Source organism: Gilvibacter sp., assembly GCF_965601605.1.
Classification (GTDB): domain Bacteria; phylum Bacteroidota; class Bacteroidia; order Flavobacteriales; family Flavobacteriaceae; genus Gilvibacter.
Window position 1 is genome coordinate 21,147 of sequence record NZ_CBFCWJ010000049.1, and the last position, 17,350, is coordinate 38,496.

Here is a 17,350-nt window from a genome sequence, read left to right on the forward strand (position 1 = left end):
TTTATAGTAGTCCAAATTGTTCAAAATGATGATTCAAATGCTTGCGCTCCAACAAATACCATTCAAACTTGTTGAGCGGTCCAAAGACCACATTGTTGGTAATGGCCTCTGGATTCTCTTTAAAGAACTGCAGATACCCCTCGCGCGCTTCTAGCATTTTTGCTTTCGCAGTGTCAAGATCGGCGTGCAAATGCTCTTCGATCTTTGATTCTGCAGCCAAAGGAAAATCGTATTTCCTTGGCATTTTTTTATAGTTATATAAGGTCTCATTGACCTTTTCTAATATCTTTTCCGGTGTGGCGATCTCAAAATCTTGAATCTCTCCACTGGCAATGCGGTAGGTATATTCCAAATGTTCTACCATGCTTTGAGCCGTCATGGTTCCCCATGCGGGTTTGTCATCTGTCTGAAGTCTATTAAGACAGCTTTTGATGGTACTCTCGGTCATCTCCGTAAACACCGTTTGCTTCTTTTGCACCATGGTCAAGATGGTGGCAATAGCTACCAACTCATCTTCAGTATCAAAAACCTCCACATACCATTTGACAATTCCGCTAGGCAATTCTTTCCCGCGTGAATCTCTATCGATCTTCTGCTTACAGGTCAGACGTACATAAACGGTATCATTGTGATAGATCGGACGTAAAAAGCGGCACTCTTCCAAACCGTAGTTGGCAGCTACTGGCCCTTTGTTTGGATAAACAAACAAACCAGCTGCCGCAGCGAGGATAAAATACCCGTGCGCCGTGCGCTTTTCAAAAATGGAACCGTCTAATGAGGTAATGTCTGTATGGGCGTAGAAATGATCCCAAGTCAGGTTGGCAAAATTCACAATGTCACCATCAGTGATGGTGCGCTTGTGAGTCCTTAAGGACATGCCAGGCTCAATATCTTCCCAGTGGTAAGCAAAAGGATGCTTGTCAATTTCTTTGTAAGCACCTTTAGGTTGATAGATCCCGGTCACTTCCGTTAGCGTAGTTGGCGAACCTTGTACTGCACAACGCTGTAAATAATGCTTCACACCGCGCATGCCTCCCATTTCTTCTCCGCCTCCAGCTCTACCTGGACCTCCGTGGATCAGGTTTGGTAGTGGAGAACCGTGCCCCGTACTTTCCTTTGCGTTCTCTCTATTGAGTACCAAGATACGTCCGTGATGGCTGGCCGCTCCAACGACATAATCTCTAGCAATGGCATCGTCATGAGTCACAATAGAACTCACCAAAGAACCTTTACCCATACGGGCCAAGGTGATGGCCTCATCCATATCTTTATACGGCATCAAAGTGCTTACTGGGCCAAAGGCTTCCGTAACGTGTGCCGCTTGATTTTTAAATGGATCGTCTTCTCGTAATAAAATCGGCGAAATGAAGGCTCCAGATTCTGCATCAGCGCCAGTAGTATTTACTCCATCCAAATTCCCGTAGACCAAACTAGCCGTTTGGGCAATCTTGCTTACTTGTTCTTTAACCGCATCGCGTTGCTGCGTGCTTACCAAGGCTCCCATGCGTACTTCTTTGAGGCGTGGGTCACCTACGGTTACTTTATCCAAAGCTTTACCTAAGGCGATCTGTACATCTTCCATCAAAGGTTCTGGAACAATGATTCTTCTAATCGCAGTACACTTCTGACCACATTTTACGGTCATCTCTTTGCGAACCTCTTTGATAAAAAGGTCAAACTCTGGAGTGCCTGGAACCGCATCAGCTCCCAAGATAGATGCATTCAAAGAGTCAGCTTCCATGGTAAAAGGTACTGACTCTGCAAGCAGTTGCGGATGATTTTTTAGTAAGCGACCGGTACTGGCAGAACCCGTAAAGGTGACCACATCTTGAGATTGTACCGTGTCTAAAATGTTTTTGGCTGTGCCGCTAATGAGTTGTAAGCTACCCTCAGGCAAAATTCCTGAGGCGATGATCTCACGCACAACAGCTTCTGCTAAATAAGCGGTTTGCGGAGCTGGCAAAACTACAGCGGGCATACCTGCCATCCAATTTACGGCACACTTCTCTAACATACCCCAAACTGGGAAATTAAAAGCGTTAATATGCACAGCAACTCCTTGTCGCGGTACCATAATGTGGTGAGCCATAAAACGCCCACCGCGAGAAAGGTCAATAGGATCTCCTTCTACGTGATACGGCTGATTCGGGAATAGTTTTCGAAGCGATGCGTTGGCAAAGAGGTTTCCAAATCCACCTTCAATATCGATCCAACTGTCAATGCGCGTGGCTCCAGTTCTGTAACTGAGCTCATAAAAGGCCTCCTTCTTTTTGGTCAAATGAAGCGCTAGCTTTTTGAGCATATTTCCGCGCTCTTGGAAGGTCATTTTTCTTAAGGTATCGCCTTTATCACGACCGTATTGTAAAATATCAGGCACTGCAAGTCCTTCTACGGATACTGCAGTAAAAACTTCTCCGGTCACTGAATCTGCGATTGGGTTACCGTCTCCGGTACCGTCCATCCAGGATCCTAATACATAATGTTGGGTCTTATTCATACTGCTGATTTATGCGTTAACACGTATAATTTGTCCGTTGATCTTTCCGAGTACACTTTTGAGGTAAGCGTTGGTCACCTTCGGCATCGGAACCGGATCGTGTCCGGGGAAATAGTCTTTATATTTTTCGTAGGCATCTTCTACTAGACCAGCACACACTACATTGACACGTACTGCGTCCAATTCAAGTACTACAGCCTTTACAAAACTGTGTATGGCACCGTTGACCATAGCGGCAGAGGTGGTCATATCCACTGGGTCATCTGCAAGAATACCTGTAGACAAGGTAATGGAGCCCCCTGACGTCAAATAGTCTTTGGCTATACGCACCACATTGACCTGTCCCATGAGTTTGCTGTTGATCCCGATATAAAAATCGTCTTCAGTCAAGCTTTCAAATTTGTCCCATTTGGCATCACCGGCGGTAACCACAACGGCATCTACAGTGCCTGTGGTCTTGAAGAGCTGTTTCAAATCGGCCTCTGAGGCCATATCCACTTGGAGATCCCCAGAATTTCTACCTACAACAACCACTTCATGTGCTTGTTTAAGGGCTGTAACTACATGACTGCCTATGGTTCCGTTTCCTCCAATGACTACTACTTTCATCCTGTTTAAAGGTTTACGTTTTCAATAATTGCCGCATATCCTTGACCTACTCCTACACACATAGTGATCAGCGCATAGCGCTTTCCAGTTTCTTGCAATTGCAGAGCAGCAGAATAGGCAATTCGAGTTCCTGTAACTCCAAGCGGATGTCCAATGGCAATGGAACCTCCGTTAGGGTTGATTCTCGGGTCATCGTCGGCCAAGCCCCACTGTCTAATGCAGGCCAAAGCTTGAGAGGCAAAAGCCTCATTGAGCTCAATGACGTCCATATCTTCAAGACTTAGGTTGGCCTTTTGAAGCGCCTTATAAGTGGCTTCTACAGGGCCGATTCCCATGACTCTTGGCTCTACACCGACCACTGCAGAACTTACAATTCTGGCAAGTGGTTTTAGGTTGTACTGCTTCACGGCGTCTTCTGAAGCGACAATGGTGGCGGCAGCTCCGTCATTCAAACCGGAAGAATTTCCAGCCGTCACACTGCCGTCTGCTTTAAATGCGGGACGAAGCTTGGCTAAAATTTCTTTGGTGGTACCTGCTTTGATGAACTCATCTGCTGCAAATACGATATCGTCTTTTTTACGCTGCGGAATGGTAACAGGCACGATCTCTTTGGCAAGCCGCCCATTTTCACGAGCTGCTGCGGCCTTCATCTGGCTCCAATGTGCAAAGGCATCCTGATCCTCTCGGGAAATGTTGTACTTAGCAACGAGATTCTCTGCTGTGGTTCCCATGCCATCGGTTCCGTAAAGCTCGTGCATCTTGTGATTTACAAATCGCCATCCGAAGCTGGAATCATACATTTTGGAATCATTACCAAACGCAGAAGAAGGTTTAGCGATCACATAAGGTCCGCGCGTCATATTTTCAACTCCCCCAGAGATGAATAGATCTCCATCACCGGCTTTGATAGCACGGTTAGCCTGTACAATGGCAGAAAGGCCACTACTGCACAATCTGTTGATCGTTTCTCCGGGAACGGTAAATGGTAAACCTGCTAAAAGCAATGACATGCGCGCCACGTTGCGATTGTCCTCTCCAGCCTGATTGGCACAGCCCATGATCACGTCGTCATAAGCGTCTAGCGGAATCTCTGGATGCCGCGAGGTCAACTCACGAATAACATGAGCGCCCAAGTCGTCCGTTCTGACGGCGCTTAGGGTTCCTTTATAATTTCCTATTGGAGTTCTAACTCCGTCTATGATATAGGCTTCTTTCATATTATTCTTCCCAATCTTTAGATGTTCTGTAAACAACGCCTTTGAAAAGCGCTACTAATTCTTCTCCGCGGTGAATCTCTACGATATTAAAACCGACTTTGTTCTTGGTGTGATCCAAGGTGCATTCGGCCACCAAATAATCGCCTTCATTCAAAGCCTCGATGTGATTGATCGAAGTTTCTATGGAGACGGCGTATTTACCGTGGGTATTACTGGTAAATCCAAAGGCAGTATCTGCCAATGAATAGGTGATTCCACCATGGGCAAAACCCATACTGTTGAGCATCTCAGGTCGTACTTTTAGTCCAAGACGTACACGACCAACCTCGGCGTGTAAAATCTCAATCCCCAGCCATTGGCTGAAGGGATCCAAAGAGAGCATTTTATATGGAATCTTCTCGCCTTGCATTAAAAGAAGGTTTGATTGGCCTCGGCCATTTTTCTTAGGATAGGCGATGTTCTGTATCGATCTTCACGATAGGTGTCGTAGAGTGCGTCTAATTGATCTACGCAATTAGCTATACCAAATTCATCTGCCCAGGCCAAGAGTCCTTTGGGGTAATTAACCCCTTTGGTCATGGCCAAGTCAATATCTTCTGCCTTAGCGATATTGAGGTATAGCGCATCTGCCGCTTCATTGATGAGCATCACTAAAACCCGGTTGAATATTAATGTGCCGAGAGCATCATCGGTGATCGCCTCGGGGTTCTGGACGCCTTCTGCATAATTGTAATAGCCTCTGCCCGACTTTCTGCCTAAATAGCCGGCCTCACTCAAACGCTTTTGGGTAAAGGAAGGTTTGTATCGCGGGTCGTAATAGAAAGCTTTGAATACGGTTTCTGTAACGGTGTAATTCACATCATTCCCGATGAAATCCATCAGTTCAAAAGGACCCATTCTAAAGCCACCTTTGGTTTTTAAAGCCCAATCAATAGTGGGAACATCGGCAATGCCTTCTTCTAAAATTCGGAGAGCCTCGCCATAAAAAGGTCTTGCCACTCGGTTTACAATAAAACCAGGAGTGTCTTTGGCCAATGCTACTACTTTACCCCAATCTTTAATGGTTTGAACGATTAAGTCCGTATTGTTTTGTGCAGTTTGAACAGCAGGAATTACTTCTACCAATTTCATGAGTGGCGCTGGATTGAAAAAGTGAATTCCCAAACAGCGTTCTGGATGTTGTAATGAAGCTGCAATAGCCGCCACAGATAAGGACGAAGTGTTAGTGGCAATGATACAATCTTCTCGCACTAAAGACTCCAATTGTTGAAACACCTTAGTCTTTACTTCCAGAGATTCTACGATGGCTTCTATGATCAAATTGGCGTCGGAGAGATCTTTAATATCTGTTGAATACTTGATCAAGCCTTGAATACGCGCTTTCTCATCGGCATCAATACGACCTTTGACAACCAAACGACTCAACACCTTTTCTAACTTGTCTTTAGAGGTATCCAGTACCGTTGGATTGAGGTCACAAAGAACAACTTCACATCCTGCAGTGGCTGCAACTTGTGCAATGCCGCTACCCATGGTTCCCGCTCCGATTATACCTACTCGATGTATCATACTAGCGCCCTATAAATTTTGGTTTTCTCTTTTCGATGAACGCGGCTACACCTTCTGCGTAATCCACGCTTTGCGCTGCGGCAATTTGTTGTTCAGATTCTAGATGGAGCTGTCCTTCTAAGGAACTGTTATAAGAAGCGTTAAGTAGCATCTTGGTGCGTGCTAAGGCTTGTGTTGGCATAGCCGCCAATTTCTCTGCAAGCAGCGCAACACTTTCCTGAAGGGTGTCTCCTGGCACTGCCTGGTAGATCATCCCCATTTGTTCTGCGTCAGTGGCACTTACCTTATCGCCCATAAACATTAGGGCTGTAGCACGCTGCATTCCAATGAGACGCGGCAAGAAAAAGGTTCCGCCGCTGTCTGGCACTAACCCAATTTTACTAAAGGCTTGAATAAAACTGGCTTCTTCTGCTGCGATTACGAGGTCACAAGCCAAAGCGATGTTTGCGCCCGCACCCGCAGCAACACCATTGACAGCGGCAATGACTGGTTTTTCCAAATTGCGAATGCGCTGAATGATAGGGTTGTAATGCTCTTCAAGGATCTTTTTAAAACCGGGATTTAATTCTGGAATAGTCACCTCTTTGAGATCTTGACCCGCACAAAAGGCTTTCCCGTTACCTGTGATAACTACCGCTCTGACTTGATCATCGGAAGCGGCGGCATCCAAGGCATCTTGCATGGCCAATGCCATCTCTCGATTAAAACTGTTGAAGACCTCGGGTCTGTTTAAATGCAGATACTGCACATCTGCCGCCCGACGGGCTTGAATGAAATCGCTCATTTAAGACATTTAAAATAGTCAAAGGGCTCTTGGCAATCCATACATTGAAACAAGGCTTTGCAAGCCGTGGACCCAAACTGACTGATCATTTTAGTATTCGTTGATTTACAGATGGTGCAAGGCACCAAACGTTGATCTCCCAAAAGCGCCGCCTTATCTGCAGACTCGCTGAGTGGAGGTGCAATGCCGTATTCGCGCATTTTCTCGCGACCAGCTTCACTGATCCAATCGGTACTCCAGGCAGGAGCCAAGATCAGTTCTATGGTAGCCGTGATACCTTTTTCTGCAAAAGCGCTTTTAAGGTCATCGCCAATAACATCCATAGCTGGGCAGCCGGTGTAGGTTGGGGTCAATTTTATATGGACACCATCTGCCGTGCGAACGGCTTCCCGAATCACACCAAGATCCAAAACAGTAAGCACAGGGATCTCAGGATCTGGAACAGTTTCCAGGATCGGGAGCAGATCAGCTTCTATGTTTGGATGTAGTTTGATGGTCATCTTACCAGGTCATATTAGGATAGGTACGCTGCATGTATTGTAGGTCCGCCAATAGGTATCCCATATGCTCGGTGTGTCTGCCTTGTTTTCCACCTTTTTGGAAATATGGATTCTCCGGAATTGGCACAGTAGCTTGTTCCAAAAGCGCTTCTACATCGTTGTAGTAAGCGGCTTTAAAAGAAGCGAGGTCAGGGCCTACTCCAGCAGATGCAGCCCAAGCCTCTGCCTCAGATGGAACAAAGAACTCTTGAGTGTAAGGCCAAAGGGCTTCAACGGCAGCGAGTACGCGCTGGTGACTTTCTTCGGTCCCATCGCCTAAACGCAACATCCAATCCGATGAGAATCGGCGGTGATAACGCGCCTCTTTGACGGCTTTATTCGCAATAGCTTTAACGGTTTCATCCGCAGAATTAGCAGACAACCACTCCATCAGCATTAAATGATAAACATCAAAAAAGTACTGACGCGTTATGACAAAAGCAAAGTCGTTATTGGGTTGCTCCACCAAAAGCACGTTGGTATACTCATTCTCCTTTCTGAGAAAGGCCACGTCGTCTTCTGATTTACCTTCCAATTGCTTAGAGGCATACTGAAAACAGCTGCGCGTCTGCCCCAAAAGATCCAAAGCGATGTTGGTACAGGCAATATCGGTCTCTAAGCTCGGACCGTGTCCGCAGAGTTCACCTAAACGCTGCCCTAAGATCAAGGCATTATCGCCTAAACTCAGCAGATATTGATATAATGATTGATGCTCCATAGGGATCAATTACATATGTTTTACTTCATCCGGCAGATCGTAGAAAGTCGGGTGTCTGTACACCTTATCCTGCGCCGGCTCAAAAAGTTCTCCGTGATTCTCTGGATTGGAAGCAGTAATGTGTTTGGATTCTACCACCCAAATGCTCACGCCCTCATTGCGACGCGTGTAAACATCACGAGCATTCTCCAAAGCCATGGTGGCATCTGCGGCGTGCAAGCTTCCAAAGTGACGGTGTTCCAATCCGTTCTTAGAGCGGACAAAAACTTCCCATAAGGGCCAATTCTTTTTTTCCATAATGATCGTTTTAGCTGGCCTGAGCCACTTCTTTAGCTTTCGCTTGTTTGTCGGCATAGGCAACCGCAGCATCGCGTACCCAAGCTCCGTTCTCCCACGCAGAAACACGTGCGTTCATGCGCTCTTTGTTACAAGGGCCGTGTCCTTTAACTACTTGCCAGAACTCATCCCAATCAATCGCTCCAAAATCATAAGAGCCACGCTCTTCATTCCATTTTAGGTCTGGATCTGGAACCGTCAACCCAAGCAGGTCAGCTTGTGGGACTGTTTGATCAATGAACTGTTGACGCAATTCGTCATTGGTCTTACGCTTGAGCTTCCATTTCATGGATTGCTCGGTGTGTACAGATTCTGCATCGGTTGGACCGAACATCATCAGACTTGGCCACCACCAACGGTTGAGTGCATCTTGCGCTAAGGCTTTTTGCTCCGGAGTTCCTTTGGACAGGGTCAACATGATCTCATAACCTTGACGCTGGTGGAAACTCTCTTCCTTACACACACGAACCATGGCACGTGCATACGGTCCGAATGAGGTATTACACAAAGGCACTTGATTGATGATCGCAGCGCCATCAACCAACCAGCCAATGGCTCCAATATCGGCCCAAGTTACTGTTGGGTAATTGAAAATACTGGAATACTTAGCTTTCCCGGTATGGAGTTGCTCATAGAGTTCTTCACGACTGATCCCTAAGGTTTCACAAGCACTGTAGAGGTACAATCCGTGACCAGCCTCATCTTGAACTTTGGCCAAAAGGGCAGCTTTACGTCTCAAAGATGGAGCACGGGTGATCCAATTTCCTTCTGGCAGCATCCCAACAATTTCTGAATGGGCATGCTGAGAGATTTGACGGATGTGTGTTTTTCGGTATTTCTCCGGCATCCAATCTTTAGGTTCGATCTTTTCATCATTCGCTATACGCTGTTCAAAGATCTCTTCCAGGTTTTTGATTTCTTTTTCACTCATAATTCCGAATTTTTAAACGTCGAAGTCGACGGTGATTTTATCGCTCTGCGGAACTGCTTGACAGCTCAACACAAAATCTTGCGCCACCTCATCGGGCTCCAAAGCGTAATTTATCTTCATGGCTACATCGCCATTGAGTACTTTACATTTACAGGTACTGCACACCCCACCTTTACAGGCATAAGGCAGATCAGCTCCTGCGGCTAATGCAGCATCCAGGATATTGTCATGGTCTTCTCCCATGACAAAGTGGAACTCCTTCCCGCCATCAATAATGATCACTTCTGTTCCTTCCTGTACTTCTTTGAGTTCAACAGCAGGCGCCGGAGCGTCTCCTGAGTAAAACAATTCGTAGTGGATGTTTTCCAAGTCCATGCCTTGAGCTTGCAGCGCGTCACGGATCAAAAAGATCATTTCCTGCGGTCCGCAAATAAAACAGCCATGCGTATCAGGCACGTCAATAAAAGTCTTGGTCAATGCCTGCATTTTCTCCTCGTCAAAACGTCCGTTGAACAAGGGGATATCTCTGCGCTCTCTGGAGAGAAAATAAAAGATCTCAAACCGATCAAAGTATTGATTCTTGAGCGCTTCAATCTCTTCTTTAAAGATAATGGATTTGACCGTACGGTTCAAGTAGAACAACTTGAAACTACTGTCTGGCTCTTGAGCCAAATGTGTTTTAATAATAGAAAGTATGGGGGTGATACCGCTTCCGGCAGCAAAAGCAATGTAGTTCTTAGGCGCTTTACTGATAGGAACAAAAAAACGTCCACTCGGTGGCATGAGTTGAAGGGTATCTCCTTTTTGGAGCTGCTCATTCACAAAGGTTGAAAAGACACCGCCTGGAATTTGCTTTACCGCAACACGCCAAAGCCCATCCAGCGGACTGGAACACAAACTGTAGGATCGACGCTCATCTTTGCCGTTAATTTCAGCTCGCAAGGTCAAGTGTTGTCCTTGCGTAAAGGTAAATTGCTCTTTTAAAGATTCCGGGATCTCAAAGGTGACTACAGAAGTATCTGCGGTTTCCTTGTAGATGTCCGCAATGCGGATGTCATAAAACTTAGCCATACCTGAATGTATTATACAAAACTAACGTTTGTTAGTTTAATCTACAAATGCGTTTATTATAATTTTTTGCCAATACTTTAAGCCCGAATACTGGCCAACATCGTAGCCGTCATATCTGCTTTAAGGGTCTGCATATCAATGCTATTCTTCTTTGGATACCACAAATAGAGGGTTCTAAGGGTAGAGAGTACAGAAAACAACAGGATTTCCGGATCGCGTGCTGCAATACTGCCCTCGGCGATGCCCGATTTAATGATCTGTCTAAAATTCTCCTCGTATTGATTCCGCATTTGTTCAAAATACGGGAGGGCCTTGCCTTCCAGGTGCATCCAATCGTTATTAAGCGATCCTAAAGCGTCCTGATTCTTTACCGTCACATCAATATGCAGGTGAATGACCTGTTCTACTTTTTCTAAGGTGCTGAGTTCCGAGAGGAATATTTGATTCATTCCAACGGTAAACTCTTCCGCTACACTGATGATCAACGATTCTAAGATCTCGTGCTTGGAAGATATGTGATTGTATAAACTGGCTGCTTTAATGCCGAGTTCCTTAGCCAGATCACGCATAGTGACAGCGCTGTAACCGCGTTCTAAAAATAATTTTGCGGCACTCTTAATGATCTCTTCTTTTCTAGTGGGAGTTTTCAAATAATTGCAGGTTTTAATTAATCTAGGAAGACCCAATCTTCGGGTTCCTTAATGGTTCGATCCCTATAGATCAATGACCAGCCCATGGAGTTGGTCAACACAAAAAGTTGTTGGAGTTCGGAGATCAATCGATTCTGAGCATTGCTCATCAACGGACTTTGCAAAGCCTGCATCCTAAGGCTATCCGTCACTTTTGCTGAGATCGCATTAAGCGACTCGGCATCAAAATCGTTAAAGATCCCTCCATCAACATCAAAGTATTCAATCTTCGGAGATAGACTCAATTCTGGCTCTGGAATGTGGGTAATGACCACACTTTTAGAACTGGTATCAATACGGACCTCCATCTGCCGCAAATCATAACTGACCTGGGCTTTAGCATCTACAACCACCAAGGCCTTCTTTTTGAAAGTCAAAGCGTCGAAATAATACTTTTTGGAATCTTCGTAATTGTGAATTTGCGTAAAGTTAGATTCGGTCACTATCAGCTTGCCTACATTCTCCAACTGTTGCTGTAAAAGCGCTGAGCTCTGCAATTGTTCTTGCGAGCCTTGACGGCGGTAGTCGCAATACTGATAAACAAAGACAATCAGTAAAGCAAAACAAGCTCCGAATAAGAAATTACGCATGGGTCCTAGTCTTGCCCTAAGTTACGTTTTTTTGAGTAAATCAACGGGAAAACCTCAGCCCCTGAGAATCAGATCAAATTGTGGTTTCTGGCCTTTTGAACGGCCTCAATTTTACTGTGAACTTGTAGTTTTTTATAGATATTCTCAATATGCTTGCGCACCGTGCTCGGAGAAAGTATTAGATTATCTGCAATGGCAGTATAGCTTAGACCGGTACTGAGTTGTTCCAAAACCTCGATCTCTCTTTTAGACAGGGCAATTTGCTCTTTGTCTTCTTGATTTTTTACTGAGGATGGATCTCTGAGTAGTTTCAAGGTTTTAAGCGCAATGGAAGGATTCATCGCTGCGCCTCCATTGAGGGTTTCTTCTATCCCATTATGAAGGTCATCCGGATTGACATCTTTTAGCAAATAACCATCTGCTCCGGCTTTGATCGCATTGAAAATATTCTCATCGTTATCAAAAACCGTTAACATGATGATCTTGATGTGTGGATACTTTTGTTTGACCACGGCGGTGGTCTCAATACCGTCAAGCACAGGCATTTCAATATCCATTAAGATCAGATCTATGTTGTGATTGTCTTCCAGCTTTTTAAGTAGATCGCTGCCATCGCAAGCCGTAAATCGCACAGCGATATTTTCAAAAAAGGAAAGTTTTTCCTTAACGGCGTTGATTAAAAAAGAGTTGTCGTCTACTATGGCCAGTTTGCGATTCATATTCTTAAAGATAGAAATTCTAAGCTGCAATCAATATCAGCAGCAAAAGACAAATTTGCAATAGGGCAATTGCCCTATTGTGCAGGTAAACTTAACTGCACCTGAGTTCCTGCTCCTGGAGCACTCTTAATGTCTAGGTTTGCCTGTAGCTCTCGAGCGCGCTTGCGCATATTGCCCAGACCGTTACCCGCTTCGATCTCTTTTTCATCAAAGCCTTTTCCATTATCCGACACCACCAGATTGAAACCTTCGGCGGTCTTATCTATTTGCAACTCGATTTTAGTTGGATCAGCATACTTCAAACTGTTGTTTACAGATTCCTGAATGATTCGATACAGGTTCATCCCGGTCAATGCTTTAAAACTGTAGTCTGGGTCTAAGCTTGGATCCAGCTTTACGTCAAAAGCAATACCTTGGGTTGAAGCCTTGGCTTGATCCATAAAATTGGTAATTCGTGTTTTGAGATCTTCCAGGCTGATGTTGTCTTTATTCATCGCCCAAATGGTATCACGCAGCTCATAAATGGTTTGACTGGTGAAGCTGCTGATTCCGCTTAAACGGCCTTTGAGCTTTTCTTCCATGTCTTTAAATCCGTACTTGAGGTTGTCCAGACTAGAAATGATAAAAGTAAGCTGAGCGCCGATATTGTCATGCAGATCTCTGGAGATGCGTAAACGCTGCTCCTGCAAACTGTTTTGGGTTTCGATCTTGGCTAGAGCAGTTCGTAATTCAGCTTCCTTTTGAAGCTGCTCATTTTTAAGACGCTGTTGCTTGTAAACCAAAAAACCGATCAGTCCAAACAAGAATGCCAACCCTAAACTCCCGACCAAAAGGGCCGTTCTGCGGCGATTGATCAGCTTGGCTTCTGCGAGTTCTGCCCGTTGTTCCAAGATCTGATTCTCCTTTTGCTGGGTTTGATACTTAGTTTCCATTTCTGCCATGGCCTCGGCATTTTCTTTATTGGTAATGCTGTCCTTGATCACAATGATCTCATTGAGATAGCCGGTGGCAGCTTGGAAGTTTTTGTTCTCTGTAGCGAGATCTGAAAGCCCTGTGAGCGCTTCTCTTTGGAGTAATAGCAAGTCATTGCTTTTGGCGACTTCAAGCGCCTTTTCAAAGTAGCTCTTTGCAAGCCCGAACCGTTTTTGTCGCTGCAATACTTGCCCAAAGGTGATCTGGCTCTGCACCTTGCCTTGAGGATCGCTGGCTTTGTCACGTAAAGCTAGAGCTGTTGTAATGTCGGCCTCTGCTTGGGCTAAATCACCCATTTTGGCTCGCGCTAAAGCAATATTAGACCAAGCAATCGCTTCTTGTTTTACATCACCCAACTGCTTACTGATATCTAAAGCCTTTTGATAAGAACCAATGGCCTCCTGATATTTCTGTTGATAATCCCGAATCGCCCCCACATTATTATATCCTAAAATAAGACCGTCTAACTTTCCGAGCTCCTCTTGGATTTCTAAGGCCTTAGTGAGGTATTCTGTGGTCTTGTCAAAATTTTGAGAGTAATAATAAACAACACCAATATTGTTATACGCCTGAGCTACTCCTTCTTTATTCCCGAGTTGCTCTTCAGCCTCCAAGGCTCTAAACAACAAAGACAAGGCTTCCTCATATTTAGCCTGTCTTATAAATACTGTGGCTTTGTTATTGAGCACTACCGCATAGCCTCGAACACTGTTGAGAGAATCAATGATCTTTAGCGCATTGTCATATTGGATCAAAGCACTGTCATATTGCGCCTTCCGCTCGTGATAAGTGCCCAAAACATTTCGAGCGCTCCAACGGCCATTGACGTCTTTGAGACGTTCTGCTAAGTCAATTCCTTCTACAGCAAATGCTCTTGCGCTGTCTAAGGCAGCCACATTATAGTGGGAAGCGAGTTTTTCCAACAACCGAACCCGATTGGTATCTGGGCCTAAGCGCTGATATTCGGTAAGTAAACTGTCAATATTTTCCTGGAGTACTTGAGCCGTACTCAAGCTTTGCCAAAGGAACATTAGCAAACAAAAGACGTATTTAATCTTCATAATGGTCTTTGCGTTAGGTGCAATGGAGCTGTGCTTGCTCTTGCAAGACTTGCTCTAAATTAAAGCGTTGGAAATCATAATTCCCCAAAAACTTCTGCCTATTGTGGATCTGATCTCGGTGCTTGTTATAACAGTTCGATAAGGTGCCGCAACGCTCCAAATGCGCTGTTTTCAAGGCAGATATATTCCGCCTATAAAACAACAAAATCAGAAGTGCGAGCACCAGCACGAACCCGACAATAAAAACGCTATTGCTTTCCATCATGCTGATATAGTGACTATAAAAATAGCGCTAGCAACATCGGTTATCAATAGGGCAATTGCCTTAAAAGAGTGTAGGTAATAAATTAATGGGGAATTAAACTCTAACAGTTAAGAGCTGTAAGAACCTGATCCACTGCGGGATTTCCCAACGCCTTCATAGGATCCGGAACCACTATCAGTACTTCTTAACTTAATTTCAGTTTGTTCTGAATGCGAATTAAGATCATCTGCCGGCAATTCCGTATTAAAGGTGAAAAAGCTCATGAGGGTAAAGAATATAAATTCCATAAGAGTAAAATGTGTTGGTTATTTTCTAAAAATAAGAGCAATTTCTCAAATTATCAATAATTCTCACTACTGAAAAATTGCTCCTAACACTTAGGTTTGCCTAAGTTTACTAATTCATGGACTTGGAAAGCACCCCATTATTCCAAACACCGATCTCTTTTTTACCGGTGGCTTTATTATCGTAATAACCACGACCGTTGAACTTGCCATTAGCCCAGTAGCCTCCATAATAGGAACCATCACTGGCCCAATAACGGCCCATTCCGTGCATCTGATTGCTGCTATTGAACTCTCCAGAATATCGGGCGCCACTAGAAAAGTTGTAACTGCCTTGTTTTAGGTTTCCGTTTTCAAAGAAACCGATATAGTTATCACCGTTATCATAATCCCAACGGCCGTAACCGTTATTGCAATCACCAACGGAACATCCCTTGTCCTTGTTGTTGCTGTAGTATGGATACTTTTCGGTTAGGCTTCCATTGGTGAAGACACCCTGTTGCCACTCGTTATTACGGACGGTTACTCCAATTCCATTCATGGAACCGTTTCGGTATTGTCCCTTTAGATTGTCTTTATTGTCACCGATATAAACGCCATAACCGTGCATGTTGTCATCAGTCCACTCGCCAACGTATTGCCCCTTGGTCTCAAACCAGTAATAACTGCCGTAACCTTCTTTCTTACCATTGCGCCAAAAACCGATGTAGTCACCGTTGTCATAGGTCTTTTTCCCATAACCGTTCTCACAGTCACCCCAATCACAATCGCTGAAGACCACCGTGTTCTTTTTGGCCGGCATTTGCTTGGGTTTATTAGGAGTTTGAGGCTTCTGAGGAATTTCTTGAGCCCGGGCTTGCATACCGCCAAACACAAGGGCTAGTACTAGTAAAAATCTCATGCTTGTTTGTTTTTATGTGTGTCAAAAATGCTCAAATTAAGGTACAAAAAAAATACGGCAAGTGCCGTATTTTAAGTCTTTTAGCTATTCTGATCGAACAAAATTGCCATCTTCAAAGTAGCCGATCTTGATATCTCCAGAATCCTTGACCGAATAATATCCGCGGCCATTAAACTTCCCTTTGGACCAAGCTCCGCCGTAATAATCGCCATTGGCAAACCAGAATCGGCCCATGCCTGAAAAGCGTCCGGAGCTATCAAATTGTCCGCTGTAGCTTGCTCCGGAGGCAAAACTATAGGTTCCCATTTGCAGGTTTCCGTTCTTAAAGAATCCGACAAAAGTATCTCCGTTGTCAAAGACCATTTTGCCGTACTTGTCTTGACAATCTCCTACCGTGCAGCCTTCAGTTTCGTCTGTTCCGTAAAAGTCAAACTCTTGAGTGAGCTGTCCTTTGTTGTAAATTCCACGCTCCCACTCATCGCCTATATTCTTAACAGCTTTACCTTGCAGCGCATCGTTTTTGAACATGCCTTTGTACATATCATCATTGTCATCGGTAAAGACTCCATAACCCTCCATGTTATCGTTCTCCCAATTTCCGATATAGGTTGCGCCATCATTCCAAGAGTAAAGCCCATATCCCGATTTTTTACCATTACGCCAAAAGCCGTCATAGTAGCCATTGTTGTACTCGTACTTTCCAAAACCATCCTCACAATCTCCACGAACACAGCTGGAATCATTACTAACACTTCCACCGCCTTCAGAACCGTAAGCCCCTACTTTAGTGCTCACTGGGCGCACTACATAAGTTGAAGCATTCGCGTAATCTTTGAGCAAATAAACAGGCTTGCCGTTTTTTAAAACGATTCGATCATCGCCACGAAGCTCCGAGGTCACATCTGTGTAATCCATGCTCTCCCCTCTAATGATTATGGCGTATTCTTTAGTAGCTACGTCGCGATACCAATAGGTATTGTCTGGAGCGTAGCCCATATCTATCAAATTGGCGGCACCCCAATCTGGGAACAACCGAATGTCTTTTTCAATATAGGTCTTGTCCAATTCAGCAACATAAGCCACATAACTGTCTTTTACACGAGTAACCTCTACCGTATAGGATTTATCATCAACATAGGTGATAAAGGAGTTCGGATTGGTCAAATAAAAATCCTTGGCCGTGTCTCGCAATAGAATCTTTGTCGGATTGGTAGACCCAACCGCGACATCGTCAAAATCTGTCAATAGAATGATCGTTCTTGAAGGCAAATGCAAGGTGGCCAAAGAACTTGTACTCAACTTGGTCAAGTCTTGCATTTGATTAAGGGCAATACCCCTTTCACTATACAGTGTGTAGGTATCGTCTCCCGTTTTCTTATAGGTTGCCGACTTGATATAAGAAGGTTGCTTTTGACTTGCTTCTTGACGAACTGGATTGGTTGGCTCCGGAATTTGTGCCCAACTTGTGGATACAAAGAACAGAAGCGCCAAAAAAGAAACTAAGGTTTTCATATGACTACAGTTTGGAGATGGTTTGCAAAATGGTAAAGCTGCCATTTTGCGATGGTTAAAACTTACTATTTCACTAAGTTAAAAAT

The 17,350-nt window shown here is 44.6% G+C and carries 18 protein-coding genes; all 18 read right to left on the minus strand.

Annotation, left to right across the window (positions count from 1 at the left end; genetic code table 11):
* Position 1: 1 nt before the first annotated feature.
* On the minus strand, positions 2–2,497 hold the full coding sequence (gene paaZ, locus ACSLP7_RS14055) for a phenylacetic acid degradation bifunctional protein PaaZ (RefSeq protein ID WP_435579900.1): 2,496 nt from the start codon (positions 2,495–2,497) through the stop codon (positions 2–4).
* Between the two features lie 9 nt (positions 2,498–2,506).
* The gene (locus ACSLP7_RS14060; RefSeq protein ID WP_435579901.1) at positions 2,507–3,106 is read right to left on the minus strand and encodes a short chain dehydrogenase; all 600 of its coding nucleotides are present in this window, start codon (positions 3,104–3,106) and stop codon (positions 2,507–2,509) included.
* A gap of 5 nt (positions 3,107–3,111) precedes the next feature.
* Entirely contained in the window at positions 3,112–4,323 is a 1,212-nt protein-coding gene (locus ACSLP7_RS14065; protein ID WP_435579902.1) for a 3-oxoadipyl-CoA thiolase, read from the minus strand.
* Between the two features lies 1 nt (position 4,324).
* Complete coding sequence (locus ACSLP7_RS14070; protein WP_435579903.1) at positions 4,325–4,732, minus strand: PaaI family thioesterase; 408 nt, start codon at positions 4,730–4,732, stop codon at positions 4,325–4,327.
* Positions 4,732–5,892 (minus strand): 3-hydroxyacyl-CoA dehydrogenase NAD-binding domain-containing protein, encoded by a 1,161-nt coding sequence (locus ACSLP7_RS14075; RefSeq protein WP_435579904.1) that lies wholly within the window; start codon positions 5,890–5,892, stop codon positions 4,732–4,734. Before ACSLP7_RS14075 ends, ACSLP7_RS14070 begins: the two co-directional genes overlap by 1 nt.
* Position 5,893: 1 nt before the next feature.
* On the minus strand, positions 5,894–6,676 hold the full coding sequence (locus ACSLP7_RS14080) for an enoyl-CoA hydratase-related protein (RefSeq protein ID WP_435579905.1): 783 nt from the start codon (positions 6,674–6,676) through the stop codon (positions 5,894–5,896).
* On the minus strand, positions 6,673–7,176 hold the full coding sequence (paaD, locus tag ACSLP7_RS14085) for a 1,2-phenylacetyl-CoA epoxidase subunit PaaD (protein WP_291184709.1): 504 nt from the start codon (positions 7,174–7,176) through the stop codon (positions 6,673–6,675). Before paaD ends, ACSLP7_RS14080 begins: the two co-directional genes overlap by 4 nt.
* Position 7,177: 1 nt before the next feature.
* Complete coding sequence (paaC, locus tag ACSLP7_RS14090) at positions 7,178–7,933, minus strand: 1,2-phenylacetyl-CoA epoxidase subunit PaaC (RefSeq protein WP_435579906.1); 756 nt, start codon at positions 7,931–7,933, stop codon at positions 7,178–7,180.
* Between the two features lie 9 nt (positions 7,934–7,942).
* The gene (gene paaB / locus ACSLP7_RS14095) at positions 7,943–8,230 is read right to left on the minus strand and encodes a 1,2-phenylacetyl-CoA epoxidase subunit PaaB (RefSeq protein WP_272831652.1); all 288 of its coding nucleotides are present in this window, start codon (positions 8,228–8,230) and stop codon (positions 7,943–7,945) included.
* Between the two features lie 10 nt (positions 8,231–8,240).
* Entirely contained in the window at positions 8,241–9,200 is a 960-nt protein-coding gene (gene paaA / locus ACSLP7_RS14100; RefSeq protein WP_435579908.1) for a 1,2-phenylacetyl-CoA epoxidase subunit PaaA, read from the minus strand.
* 12 nt (positions 9,201–9,212) lie between these two features.
* Positions 9,213–10,271 carry a 1,2-phenylacetyl-CoA epoxidase subunit PaaE gene (paaE, locus tag ACSLP7_RS14105; protein ID WP_435579909.1) on the minus strand — a complete coding sequence of 353 codons (1,059 nt, stop codon included), beginning with the start codon at positions 10,269–10,271 and terminating at the stop codon, positions 9,213–9,215.
* Between the two features lie 77 nt (positions 10,272–10,348).
* Entirely contained in the window at positions 10,349–10,921 is a 573-nt protein-coding gene (locus tag ACSLP7_RS14110) for a TetR/AcrR family transcriptional regulator (protein ID WP_435579910.1), read from the minus strand.
* A 17-nt stretch (positions 10,922–10,938) separates the two neighbouring features.
* Entirely contained in the window at positions 10,939–11,550 is a 612-nt protein-coding gene (locus ACSLP7_RS14115; protein WP_435579911.1) for a DUF4230 domain-containing protein, read from the minus strand.
* A gap of 68 nt (positions 11,551–11,618) precedes the next feature.
* Positions 11,619–12,269 (minus strand): response regulator, encoded by a 651-nt coding sequence (locus ACSLP7_RS14120; protein ID WP_435579912.1) that lies wholly within the window; start codon positions 12,267–12,269, stop codon positions 11,619–11,621.
* Between the two features lie 74 nt (positions 12,270–12,343).
* Positions 12,344–14,302, minus strand: a complete 1,959-nt coding sequence (locus ACSLP7_RS14125) for a tetratricopeptide repeat-containing sensor histidine kinase (protein WP_435579913.1) — start codon at positions 14,300–14,302, stop codon at positions 12,344–12,346.
* Between the two features lie 372 nt (positions 14,303–14,674).
* Positions 14,675–14,854 carry a hypothetical protein gene (locus ACSLP7_RS14130; protein ID WP_435579914.1) on the minus strand — a complete coding sequence of 60 codons (180 nt, stop codon included), beginning with the start codon at positions 14,852–14,854 and terminating at the stop codon, positions 14,675–14,677.
* Positions 14,855–14,963: 109 nt separating this feature from the next.
* Positions 14,964–15,752: a hypothetical protein gene (locus ACSLP7_RS14135; RefSeq protein WP_435579915.1), complete on the minus strand. Its 789-nt coding sequence runs from the start codon at positions 15,750–15,752 to the stop codon at positions 14,964–14,966.
* An 84-nt stretch (positions 15,753–15,836) separates the two neighbouring features.
* Entirely contained in the window at positions 15,837–17,264 is a 1,428-nt protein-coding gene (locus tag ACSLP7_RS14140) for an MORN repeat-containing protein (protein ID WP_435579916.1), read from the minus strand.
* Between the last annotated feature and the right edge of the window lie 86 nt (positions 17,265–17,350).